This is a genomic window from Joostella sp. CR20 (assembly GCF_038433465.1).
Taxonomy (GTDB): domain Bacteria; phylum Bacteroidota; class Bacteroidia; order Flavobacteriales; family Flavobacteriaceae; genus Galbibacter.
In genome coordinates this window covers 205,130-217,970 of record NZ_JAESVF010000005.1, presented here as the reverse complement: position 1 = coordinate 217,970, position 12,841 = coordinate 205,130, and the positions used below count along the sequence as shown (strand labels likewise).

General features: G+C 36.7%; 10 protein-coding genes. 5 read left to right on the top strand and 5 right to left on the bottom strand.

Annotated elements, in window-relative coordinates; translation table 11 throughout:
- Positions 1-658 precede the first annotated feature (658 nt).
- The 5 genes from thrS (at position 659) to JMA43_RS09170 (ending at position 5,026) form a co-directional block, all read left to right on the top strand.
- A complete protein-coding gene (gene thrS / locus JMA43_RS09190) occupies positions 659-2,599 on the top strand; it encodes a threonine--tRNA ligase (protein WP_342156196.1) in 1,941 nt (646 codons plus the stop codon).
- Between the two features lie 35 nt (positions 2,600-2,634).
- Entirely contained in the window at positions 2,635-3,183 is a 549-nt protein-coding gene (gene infC, locus JMA43_RS09185) for a translation initiation factor IF-3 (RefSeq protein WP_342156201.1), read from the top strand.
- Positions 3,184-3,271: 88 nt separating this feature from the next.
- The gene (gene rpmI / locus JMA43_RS09180) at positions 3,272-3,469 is read left to right on the top strand and encodes a 50S ribosomal protein L35 (protein ID WP_178949541.1); all 198 of its coding nucleotides are present in this window, start codon (positions 3,272-3,274) and stop codon (positions 3,467-3,469) included.
- 124 nt (positions 3,470-3,593) lie between these two features.
- Positions 3,594-3,938, top strand: coding sequence for a 50S ribosomal protein L20 (gene rplT, locus JMA43_RS09175; protein WP_342156195.1), 345 nt, complete (start codon positions 3,594-3,596; stop codon positions 3,936-3,938).
- A 278-nt stretch (positions 3,939-4,216) separates the two neighbouring features.
- Positions 4,217-5,026 carry an HAD family hydrolase gene (locus JMA43_RS09170; RefSeq protein ID WP_342156194.1) on the top strand — a complete coding sequence of 270 codons (810 nt, stop codon included), beginning with the start codon at positions 4,217-4,219 and terminating at the stop codon, positions 5,024-5,026.
- A 1-nt stretch (position 5,027) separates the two neighbouring features.
- On the opposite strand, the gene JMA43_RS09165 is transcribed toward JMA43_RS09170, so the two are convergent.
- The 5 genes from JMA43_RS09165 to JMA43_RS09145 form a co-directional block, all read right to left on the bottom strand.
- A complete protein-coding gene (locus JMA43_RS09165) occupies positions 5,028-5,450 on the bottom strand; it encodes a secondary thiamine-phosphate synthase enzyme YjbQ (RefSeq protein WP_342156193.1) in 423 nt (140 codons plus the stop codon).
- A 6-nt stretch (positions 5,451-5,456) separates the two neighbouring features.
- The gene (locus JMA43_RS09160) at positions 5,457-6,719 is read right to left on the bottom strand and encodes an asparagine synthetase B (protein WP_342156200.1); all 1,263 of its coding nucleotides are present in this window, start codon (positions 6,717-6,719) and stop codon (positions 5,457-5,459) included.
- Between the two features lie 81 nt (positions 6,720-6,800).
- The gene (gene purD / locus JMA43_RS09155; protein ID WP_342156192.1) at positions 6,801-8,072 is read right to left on the bottom strand and encodes a phosphoribosylamine--glycine ligase; all 1,272 of its coding nucleotides are present in this window, start codon (positions 8,070-8,072) and stop codon (positions 6,801-6,803) included.
- A 388-nt stretch (positions 8,073-8,460) separates the two neighbouring features.
- Positions 8,461-9,453, bottom strand: coding sequence for a UDP-glucuronic acid decarboxylase family protein (locus tag JMA43_RS09150; protein WP_342156191.1), 993 nt, complete (start codon positions 9,451-9,453; stop codon positions 8,461-8,463).
- A gap of 730 nt (positions 9,454-10,183) precedes the next feature.
- The gene (locus tag JMA43_RS09145) at positions 10,184-12,739 is read right to left on the bottom strand and encodes an adenosylcobalamin-dependent ribonucleoside-diphosphate reductase (RefSeq protein WP_342156190.1); all 2,556 of its coding nucleotides are present in this window, start codon (positions 12,737-12,739) and stop codon (positions 10,184-10,186) included.
- Positions 12,740-12,841: the final 102 nt, after the last annotated feature.

Here is a 12,841-nt window from a genome sequence, read left to right as displayed (position 1 = left end):
GTTTTACACAAAGTGATAAAAAACGTAAAGGCGCTAAGGAGGTTTTGACTGCTATCAACTTATTATATATAGTATAGTGTTATGGGTTTTGATTTGAGTATTGACTTTTTACATCCTCCTAGCCCCCTTCGAAGAGGGAATTGCCTTGAGGTAAAGATGCAAAGTGACAAAGGTTCAAAGTGGCAAAGGCCCAAAGAATGTTTTGACTATTACTATATAGTGATGCCATATTCTTCGAGCTTCCCACTTCCGACTCCAAACTTCTCTACATCCCCCTAACCCCCGAAGGGGGAGTTGACATTGAACAAGAAACATAAAACAATAAACTTTTCAAACCTCAAACCACCTCCGCGTGAGGGATTGGAGTGGCATCCTTTGCGAGGTACGAGCAAAGATATAACGCAAAGCCCGACCCGATAGGGGCACGCCATTATAGAAAGTTGGGTGCTGGGTGTTAGGTATTAGGTTTTGGGTGTTGTGTATTGGGTTTGGGGTGTTGGAAATAAAATACTGAATACTGTAAACTGAACACTGAAAAACATCTACAAAACCTAAAGCAAAAAACATGGATTTTTAAAAAGATAAAACATACTTATATATAGTGTTGTATGCGTGAAGACTTCGACTTATCTTTGCAAACTGAAAAACAATATATATAATGATTAAGATTACTTTACCCGATGGATCGGTTAAGGAGTTTGAAAAAAACACAACTCCAATGGATGTTGCTAAAAGCATTAGTGAGGGATTGGCTCGCAATGTTATTTCGGCTAGTTTTAATGGTACAAAAGTTGAAACAGTTACCCCTTTAACCACCGATGGGAGTCTTGTATTATATACCTGGAATGACGATGAAGGGAAACAGGCTTTTTGGCATTCTACTTCGCACATTATGGCGCAAGCGCTTGAAGCGTTGTATCCTGGAGTGAAACTTACTATTGGTCCTTCTATTGATAATGGTTTTTATTATGATATAGATTTAGGCGACCAAACAATTTCTGAAAAGGATTTTCCTGCTATTGAAGCCAAAATGCTTGAAATAGCTCGCGGGAAACACGACTATAAAATGCGTGCTGTAACAAAAGCAGAAGCATTGGATTTCTATAAAAAGCAAGGAAACGAATTTAAGGTGGAACTTATTGAAAACCTTGAAGACGGAACTATTACTTTTTGCGACCACGATACCTTTACCGATTTATGTCGTGGAGGACACATTCCGAATACTGGAATTGTAAAAGCAGTTAAACTATTGTCGGTTGCTGGTGCGTATTGGAGAGGTGATGAAAACAAACCGCAACTTACACGTATCTATGGAATCTCTTTTCCGAAGCAAAAAGACTTAAAAGAGTATTTAGAGCTTTTAGAAGAAGCCAAAAAACGTGATCATAGAAAACTTGGAAAAGAGCTTGAACTTTTCACTTTCTCACAAAAAGTAGGTCAAGGGCTCCCGTTATGGCTTCCTAAAGGAGCTGCACTTAGAGAGCGCCTTGAAAACTTTTTAAAGAAAGCTCAAAAACAGGCTGGTTATGAACAAGTCGTTTCGCCACATATCGGTCAAAAAGAATTGTATGTAACCTCTGGGCATTATGCCAAATACGGAGAAGACAGTTTTCAACCAATTCGAACTCCAAAGATGGATGAAGAATTTTTATTGAAACCGATGAACTGTCCGCATCACTGCGAGATATACAACAGTCGCCCGTGGAGTTACAAAGAACTACCAAAACGTTATGCTGAGTTTGGTACGGTTTATAGATATGAACAAAGTGGAGAGTTACACGGACTAACTCGAGTGCGTGGATTTACTCAAGATGATGCCCATATATTTTGTACTCCAGACCAATTGGATGAGGAATTCAAAAAGGTAATCGACCTTGTATTGTATGTATTTGGATCTTTAGGATTTGAAAACTTTACTGCTCAAGTATCGTTACGCGATCCTGAAAAACCAGAAAAGTACATTGGTAGTGATGAAAATTGGGAAAAAGCAGAAGCTGCAATTATTAACGCAGCAAAAGAAAAAGAACTTAACTACGTTATAGAAACTGGTGAAGCGGCATTTTATGGCCCAAAGTTAGACTTTATGGTGAAAGATGCACTTGGAAGAAGTTGGCAGCTTGGAACCATACAAGTAGATTACAACTTGCCAGAACGCTTTGACCTAAACTATAAAGGAAGTGATGATAAATTACATCGCCCAGTAATGATACACCGTGCTCCGTTTGGAAGTATGGAACGCTTTATCGCTATTTTATTAGAACACACCGCAGGAAACTTCCCGTTATGGCTAATGCCAGAACAGGCTACCATCCTGTCTATCAGTGAGAAATACGAAAAATATGCCGAAAAAGTTTTAAATTTATTGGAAAATGCCGAAATTCGCGCCCTTGTAGATAATAGAAACGAAACAATTGGTAAAAAAATACGAGACGCAGAAATGCAAAAAACCCCGTATATGCTGATTGTAGGAGAGCAAGAAGAGAAAGATGGCACAGTTTCTGTAAGAAAACATGGTGAGGGCGACTTAGGTACATTAACCATAAAAGAGTTCTCAGATTTGATAAATACAGAAATCAATCGTACATTAAAGAAGTTTTAAAATAAAGTTTAATTAAAAAATTATAAGCCATAGCAATTAAAAGATTTAACAGAAACGCTCAAAAGAGAGAAGTTAAGAATCCGCACAGAACCAACAGAGAAATTCGTGTTCCAGAAGTAAGACTGGTAGGCGATAATGTTGAGATGGATGTTTACCCAACTAAAGAAGCTTTAGCTAAAGCTGAAGAATTAGGATTGGATCTTGTTGAGATTTCACCAAATGCTAAACCTCCAGTTTGTAAGATAATGGACTATAAAAAGTTCTTATACGAGCAAAAGAAGAGAGAAAAAGCATTGAAGGCGAAAGCTTCAAAAGTGGTTGTAAAAGAAATTCGTTTTGGTCCGAATACAGATGACCATGATTACGACTTTAAAAAGAAACATGCAGAAAAGTTCTTGAAAGAAGGAGCCAAATTAAAGGCGTATGTATTCTTTAAAGGACGTTCTATTGTTTACAAAGACAAAGGAGAAATTCTGTTACTTAAGTTAGCATCAGAATTGGAAGATATTGGAAAAGTAGAACAAATGCCTAAGTTAGAAGGAAAGCGTATGACAATGTTCATCGCTCCTAAAAAAACTAAATAAAGTACAAAGTTAAAAGTACGAGGTACAAAGTTTTACTATTCAGAAGAATAAAAGTAATAAGCGGAATTATTAAATAAATATTAGGATTATGCCTAAAATGAAAACTAAATCTAGTGCTAAGAAGCGTTTTAAGCTTACAGGTACTGGTAAAATCAAAAGAAAGCACGCTTTTAAAAGTCACATCTTAACAAAGAAGTCTAAAAAGCGTAAGCTTGCACTTACTCACTCTGGTTTAGTAGATAAAGCAGATGAGAACAGTATCAAAGAACAATTACGTTTAAAGTAATCGTTCTTTCGGTTCAATTATTATTGTTTAACCCTGGAGTTAGGCCACAACCAAGTATGAAGTTATAAATACAAAGTTGTGAAACAAAGTGTCGAAAGACCGCCTACTACAAAAAATTAAAATTATGCCAAGATCAGTAAATTCAGTAGCTTCAAGAGCACGAAGAAAAAAAGTGTTGAAGCAAGCAAAAGGCTACTACGGTAGACGTAAAAACGTTTGGACGGTTGCCAAGAATGCGGTTGAGAAAGCAATGTCTTACTCATACAGAGACCGTAGAAACAAGAAAAGAACTTTCCGCGCTTTGTGGATTACTCGTATCAATGCGGGTGCTAGATTACACGGAATGTCTTATTCTCAGTTCATGGGAGGAGTTAAAGCTGCAAACATCGAATTAAACCGTAAGGTTTTAGCCGATTTAGCTATGAACCACCCAGAAGCTTTCAAAGCAATTGTTGAAAAAGTAAAGTAAACGTTTAACAACATATTTTTCCGCTTATTTAAAAATCCAGTCTTGAAAAAGGCTGGATTTTTTTATTTGGGCGTTCCCCAAGTCCGTTATCACTACCTTGGGTCGCGCTTTCCGCGCTACACGGTAGCTTGCTACAATCGCTAACGCAGAGAAGAAAATACAAAGAGTAAAAATCAACACCCAATAGCTAATAGATAAAAAAAAAACAATCTCATCCTAACAAACAATTAACGCAAATTAAAATCAGAAACTATATTTTTGCTCCTTATCAAAACTATATGGATTTATCAAAAGTTAAGTTGGTAGTAACCGATATGGACGGCACACTGCTCAACAGCAAAGGCGAAGTTAGCAACACATTCTATAAACTGTTTGAAAAATTCGAGCAGCACCAAATTCATTTTGTTGCCGCAAGCGGAAGACAATACAGTAGCATTACAAACAAACTAGCACCAATTGTAGACCAAATAACTATTATTGCTGAAAATGGAGGAATTGCAAAACAAGGTGTAAACGAACTTCTAACTACCAATTTACCGACAGAAAAGATAAATTCGCTTATCGAGCTCCTTCGAAATATCGATAACACTTATATTGTTTTATGCGGAAAAAACTCATCGTATATAGAAACCAACAATACCGAATTTATCAATCTTTTCAATGAGTACTATGCAGCCTACAAAATAGTTGAAGACCTTACAAAAGTTACCAACGACGATTTTGTAAAGATTGCCGTATACCATTTTGACAGTTCTGAAGATTACATTTACCCCGCAGTAAAACATTTGGAAGAAAGTTTACAAGTAAAAGTTTCTGGTAAAAACTGGTTGGATCTTTCGCATCCAAATGCAAACAAAGGATATGCTTTAAAATTAGTACAAGAAAAACTAGGTGTTACAAAAGCAGAAACAATGGTTTTTGGAGATTACAACAACGATCTTGAAATGCTTGCTTTGGCAGATTTTAGTTACGCCATGGAAAATGCACATCCAAATGTAGTGAAAGTAGCCAATTACCAAACAAAGAGTAACGATGAAAACGGAGTTGAATACATTTTAGATAAACTTATTTCAGCAAAAGAGATGTAATTTAATTACCCATAGCGGTAATTACTACAGAACGCGCACCACCAAAATCACGATGCTCACAAAGGTAAATACCTTGCCAAATTCCCAGATTTAAACGTCCGTTTGTAATGGGTATTTGCACCGATGCCCCCATTAAAGATGCTTTTATATGCGCTGGCATATCGTCTGGCCCTTCATACGTATGAATATAATAAGGTGCATTTTCGGGAACCATTTTATTAATATGACTTTCAAAATCGACTCTTACCGAAGGATCGGCATTTTCATTTATGGTCAAACTCGCTGAAGTATGCTTGATAAAAACCTGTAATTGTCCGATTTTAATTTTTTTGATTTCTGGAATCGCATTTAAAACTTCATCGGTAATAAGATGAAAACCGCGCTTCTGTGCTTTTAATTTAATTTCTTTCTGAAAAAAATTCATGCAACATTATGTTTTTTGCTTCTTCTTTTTTGCTGCTGGAAACAATACATTATTCAAAATTAATCGATATCCTGGAGAATTTGGATGCAGTTCTAATTCGGTTTTCGGATCGCCTACCCTATGCTGATAATCTTCAGGATCATGACCGCCGTAAAAAGTAAAAAAACCTTTCCCTTTAATTCCATGAATGTAACGCGCTTCTCCATTTACTTTATTTTCTGCTAACACCAAAACAGTTGGTCTAATTGTATTTGGATCGTATGCGGTTGTTTGCCCCATAAACCCTTTTACCAAAGTAGTATGATTTTGGCAAAGCATGGTAGGAATTGGATCCCATTTTGCTGAAAAATCCATCAAGGTGAAATAATCGGTTTCTTTTTGGATGGTACGTCGTTTTTCTGTCATATCGATTGAAGAAAACTCATATTCCATCGGATTGCGCTTCAGTACAAAATCGCGAAAAGCAAAAGTCTGAGAGAAATCTAATTGCGCTTGATAATTGGGAGCTGCAGGGTCTCCGTCAAACATTGTTTCACAAATATCGGTTGTACTTGCTGCCAGTGCAATATCAAAACTATCGGTTGCAGAACACATCGCAAACATAAATCCGCCTCCAACAACATAATCGCGAATTGTGGTAGCCACTGCCAATTTTTCTTTTGAAACTTTATCGAAACCTAATTCTTTTGCCAAAGCTTCAGCCTCTTGCTTCCCTTGAATATACCATGGCGTTGCGCGATAAGCGCCGTAGAATTTTCCGTATTGACCTGTAAAATCTTCATGATGCAAATGCAACCAATCGTACAACAAAAGTTTTCCTTGAAGAACTTCGGTATCATACACCACATCGTATGGAATTTCAGCAAAAGTAAGCACCATGGTTACTGCATCATCCCAAGGTTGATTTCCTTTTGGAGAATACACCGCTATTTTAGGAGCTTTTTCTAAAACTACCGCTTCTTGATTTTTAGACGGACTACTTATTTCATCTAAAATTTGCGTAGCCTTTGCATCCGAAAGTACTTCAAAAGAAACTCCTCTTATTTGACATTCTCTACGCGTATCCTCGGTATCATTCAGCAGAAAAGAACCACCCCGATAATTTAATAACCATTTCGCTTTTTCATTTTTTGCTAAAATCCAGTAGGCAATTCCGTATGCTTTTAAATGATTTTCTTGCGTTTCTTCATCCATCGGAATTAAAATGTACGACGCAAAAGAAAATTGCAATCCGCAAAACAATAAAAAAAAGAGCACCCAATATTTCATGGAATGCTCTTTTTGTAATTTTATATACGATGCAATTGGTTTCATTTTTCAGTTTTATCAAATTTAAACTGAAAATTACAATTATAAATCGAAACCGATGTCTTTTCTGAAGTTCATTTTATCAAAAGAAATTTTTTCTAAACTCTCATAAGATAATTTCAAAGCGTCATTAAAATGCTCGCCATAAGAAGTAACAGCAAGTACACGACCTCCAGAAGAAAGCACTTTGTTATCTTTTAGTTGAGTTCCCGCATGAAAAACTATGGAGTCTGAAACAGTTTCTAATCCTGTGATCTCTTTCCCTTTTTCGTAGGCTTCAGGATAGCCTCCCGAAACGGCAACCACCGTTGTAGCAGTTCTTTCATCTACCTCCAAATCAATCGTATTTAAAGTACCGTTTGCAGTAGCTTGCAACAATGTAACCATATCGTTTTTAACACGTGGCAACACCACCTCGGTTTCTGGATCTCCCATACGCACATTGTACTCGATAACGTAAGGCTCCTCTCCCACTTTTATAAGACCAATAAACACAAAACCTTTATACGGAATTTCATCTTTTTGGAAACCTTCAATAGTTGGTTTTACAATTCTGTCTTCTACCTTTTTCATAAAAGTAGCGTCGGCAAATGGCACAGGAGAAACAGCTCCCATTCCACCAGTATTCAATCCAGTGTCACCTTCTCCAATACGCTTATAATCTTTTGCTGTTGGAAGTGTTAGGTAGTTTTTCCCATCGGTAAGTACAAAAACACTCAGCTCTATTCCGCTTAAAAACTCTTCGATAACCACTTTGGCACTTGCGTTTCCAAATTTGGCATCGACTAACATATTTTTGAGTTCAGCTTTGGCTTCGTTAAGGTCGTTTAAAATTAAAACCCCTTTTCCTGCTGCCAAACCATCTGCTTTTAACACATATGGCGCATTGAGCATTTCTAAAAATGCGTAACCTGCCTCTAAGCTTTCTGAAGTAAAACTCTGGTAGGCAGCAGTTGGTACATTGTGACGCGCCATAAACTCTTTAGCAAACTCTTTACTTCCTTCTAAAATAGCTCCACTTTTTTGTGGCCCGATAACAGGAATATTTTTTAGTTTTTCGTCATTTAAAAAGAAATCGTGAACACCTTGCACCAAAGGATCCTCTGGCCCTACAACCACCATTTCGATATTTTCGGTCAATACTAATTCTTTAATTGCTAAAAAATCTGTAACCGCAATATTAACATTGGTTGCTATCTTCGCAGTTCCTGCATTTCCTGGAGCTACAAAAAGATTGGTAAGTTTGTTACTTTGTGCAATTTTCCATGCAAAGGTATGTTCTCTACCTCCAGAACCGAGTATAAGAATGTTCATTTTTACTGAATTAAATAGACTTTATTTTAAAACCTCAAAGGTACATCCAGTAAAAGCAAAAACATAATTTATTAAGTGAAAAGTTTTTTATTGATTGTTGATTGCAGTTTGATTATAAATCTTTTTTTCAGCTTCTTTACATCCCCCTAGCCCCCTTCAAAGGGGGAAATACATTATCCCTTGAGGGAACTTAAAAGGATGTTTTTAGTTTTAATTTCATCCTTCTAGGTACTAAATTTGCACCTATGACTTATATCAGTCCTCTTTTATAATATTTATCCCCACAGGATATAATCGTGCGGTAGCGGAGGAAATTCATTGTCCCCTTGAGGGGACTTTAGGGATGTTTTATTCTAAACTCCCTCTTTGCTCCACTAAGTTTCAAACTTTACTTTCTATTTCTATCTGAAAAATCGCGATGCTCCTTTTTATATAATTCGCTTTCAGGAAGATTTTTAAAATAATCATAAGTGATTTTCATTCCTGTTTCTCTTGAAGTTTTAGGTTCCCAACCAAGTATCTCCTTAGCCTTTGTAATATCTGGACGGCGCTGCAAAGGATCGTCTGTAGGTAGCGGCTTGTAAACTACTTTTTGATTTGTCCCCGTCAGTTTAATAATTTCTTCCGCAAAATCTTTAATTGAAATTTCTGTCGGATTACCAATATTTACAGGCTCGTGGTAATTACTCATCAATAACCTGTAAATACCTTCCACCTGATCATCAACAAAACAAAAAGAACGCGTCTGACTTCCATCGCCAAAAACAGTTAGATCTTCTCCGCGTAATGCTTGCCCAATGAACGCAGGAATTACTCGACCGTCGTTGAGTCGCATTCTTGGACCATATGTATTAAAAATTCGTGCAATACGAGTATCTACACCATGAAAACGATGGTACGCCATTGTAATAGACTCCATGAATCTTTTGGCTTCATCATAAACTCCACGAGGCCCTACTGGACTTACATTTCCGTAATATTCTTCTGTTTGCGGGTGCACCAAAGGGTCGCCATAAACTTCAGAAGTCGATGCCACCAAAATGCGAGCCTTTTTGTCTTTGGCCAAGCCTAGCAGATTGTGAGTACCGAGCGCACCTACTTTTAATGTTTGAATTGGAATTTTTAAATAATCAATCGGACTAGCAGGAGAAGCAAAATGTAAAATATAATCTAACGATTCAGAAACATCAACAAATGTTGTTACGTCGTGATTACGAAACTCAAAATTTTCATTGCTTTTTAAATGTTCGATATTTTTAAGGTCTCCAGTAATTAAATTATCCATTCCTATTACGTACATTCCTTCAGCAATAAATCGATCGCAAAGGTGAGATCCTAAAAAACCTGCAGCTCCTGTTATTAAAATTCGTTTCTTTTCCAATTTCAATTATTTGCAGACGAAGATACTTAAAAAATTGTTGTTGGCTGTTACAATTTGGGATTTGAAAAGTGTGATTAGGAGATTTAGATTTTACCTAAAATCATAGTTCTTTCTTTAGTTACAAAGATGCATAGACACAAAATTTCAAAGTATGAATGAAAACAAGTCTTCCTCTTTACTTATTTTTTTATTAACTTTCAATTCAACAATTAACCGATTAAACAATTCAACAACATGAGATATCTCGACTCCGCCTGTCTGCCGACAAAGGCAGGCTCGATATGACCGAATTTCACAAAGAGACAAAGAGACAAAGAGACAAAGTGGCTAAGTTTAAATAAAACAAATCTTTACTCTTTAACTTATTTACTTTTTGACTTTCAATTCAACAATTAACCGATTAAACAATTCAACAGATTGTGATATCTCGACTCCCTCTGTCTGCCGACAAAGGCAAGCTCGATATGACCGAATTTTACAAAGTAAAAAAGGAACAAAGTGGCAAAGTTTAAACAAAACAAATCTTTACTCTTTAACATATTTACTTTTTGACTTCCAATTCAACAATTAACCGATTAAACAATTCAACAGCATGAGATATCTCGACTCCGCCTGTCTGCCGACAAAGGCAGGCTCGATATGACATAACAAAAAACCTCAGCATTCACTTAAAAAGCAAACCTGAGGTTTTGTTATTTAATCTTTTAAATAAGGTAATTAAAAATCTAATTTATCCACATTTTGAGGATCCGCAGTCTTTACAGGTTAAACAACCTTCTTGATACACCAAATTGCTACCTTCACAATTGCTGCATTTTTGTCCTTTTGCAGCTGTACCGTCTTGCACGTAACGTTTTAAAGCTCTAGCAACTCCATTTTTCCAAGTGTTTATCGATTCTGAATCGAGTTGCAAACTATTAATTAAATGCACAACACGCTCAATCTCCATTCCGTGGCGAAGTGTACTCGAAATTAATTTTGCATAATTCCAAAATTCAGGGTTAAATTTATGTGAAAGTCCTTCAATAGTGGTTTTATAACCTCTTTTATTTTGATACTGAAAATCGTAACGCGAAGTTCCGTCTTCATTTCTATTTTTAATAATTACCCCGTTTTCAACCCAACGCGGAATCAAAATTCCATCTTCATCATCAGCCAAACCTGTAAATATCTCATACGGAGCACCGTCAATTAATCCGATAAAGGCAATCCATTTCTCTTTACTGTTTTGGAAACGAACTACATCTGCCTCTAAAACCTCTGGTCTTTTAGCTGTAAAAGCTCTTTTTTCTGAAGTTTCTTCTTCCTCTTTTTTCTCTTCATTAGAAATTAAAACACCGCTTCTAGAGCCATCTCTGTACACTGTAACTCCTTTACAACCTACCTTCCAAGCTTCTAAATATAGTTGCCCCACCAACTCTTCCGTAGCATCGTTTGGCAAGTTAATCGTCACACTAATAGAATGGTCTATCCATTTTTGCACGGCACCTTGTAACTGTACTTTACTCATCCAATCAACATCATTTGACGTTGCCTTGTAATATGGCGACTTTTGAATAAGCGCATCAATTTCTTCTTGACTGTAATTTTTGGTAGTATCGATGCCGTTTACTTGCATCCACTCTTTAAAACGGTGATGAAAAACTACATATTCTTCCCACGAGTCTCCTACTCCATCAATAAAATCAACACGTACATTTTTATCATTCGGATTTACTTTACGTCTTCTTTTATAAACAGGTAAAAACACTGGCTCAATTCCAGAAGTGGTTTGTGTCATCAAACTTGTAGTTCCTGTTGGTGCAATCGTTAAAAGCGCAATATTTCGACGTCCGTGTTCGAGCATTTCGTAGTACAACTTCTCGTCGGCTTCTTTTAAACGAAGAATAAATGGATTGTCTTTCTCACGATCGGCATCAAAAATACTAAAAGCACCACGCTCTTTTGCCATTTCTACTGAAGCTCCATAAGCAGCCAAAGCAATTGTTTTATGCACTTCTACTGAAAATTCATTCGCATCTTTAGACCCATAACGGTAACCTAATGCTGCCAACATATCTCCTTCCGCAGTAATTCCAACTCCAGTACGTCTTCCTTCGTAAGCTTTTTTACGGATATTCAACCAAAGGTTTTTCTCAACCAATTTCACTTCGTCACCCTCTGGATCTGCATCGATTTTTGCTAAAATATTATCGATTTTTTCAAGTTCTAAATCGATGATATCGTCCATAATTTGTTGTGCATATCCAACATGTTTTTTGAACAAGTCGAAATTAAAACTAGCCTTGTCTGTAAACGGATTTTCAACATACGAATACAAATTAATAGCTAGTAAACGACAAGAATCGTAAGGGCACAAAGGAATTTCTCCACACGGATTTGTCGACACAGTTTTGTAGCCTAAATCGGCATAACAGTCTGGCACCGACTCTCTCGCAATGGTATCCCAAAATAGAATTCCAGGCTCGGCAGATTTCCATGCATTGTGCACAATTTTATTCCAAAGTTTCGACGCCTCAATGTGTTTAGACACTTTTGGCTTTGCACTATGTATCGGGTATTTTTGCGTATAGTTAAGTTTTCCATCAACAGCTTTCATAAAATCGTCGTCGATACGAACTGAAACATTTGCTCCAGTAACTTTTCCCTGCTCCATTTTTGCATCGATAAAATCTTCTGCATCCGGGTGGTTTATAGATACTGAAAGCATCAACGCCCCACGACGACCATCTTGCGCTACCTCTCTAGTAGAATTTGAATAACGCTCCATAAACGGAACAATTCCTGTTGAAGTTAAAGCTGAATTTTTCACTTCGGACCCCTTCGGACGAATATGCGATAAATCGTGTCCCACACCACCACGACGCTTCATTAATTGTACTTGCTCCTGATCTATTTTCATAACTCCACCGTACGAATCGGAGTTACCATCGTTTCCAATTACGAAACAGTTTGACAAAGAACCTACCTGATACGGATTTCCAATTCCAGCCATCGGGCTTCCTTGCGGAACGATATATTTAAAATCTTTTATTAAATCAAAAACCTCATCTTCTGTCATTGAGTTAGCATACTTTTGCTCAACTCTTGCAATCTCTTTTGCAATTCTACGGTGCATATCGTTTGGAGTTGCTTCATAAATATTCCCTTGAGAATCTTTAAGTGCATATTTATTAACCCAAACGGTTGCCGCTAAATCGTCTCCTTTAAAATACTCCAAAGATGCTTTTATTGCTTCTTCTTGCGTATAGGTTTTTTTCAAACTAGAGGTCTCTGTTTTTTGCATTTCTTATTGATTTTGTGTGGATAATTAAACTATACGGGGGATTGCCAATCAGTTATAAAAAATTACAACTTTTCAGCAATACAAAGCTAACTAAAATTAAAA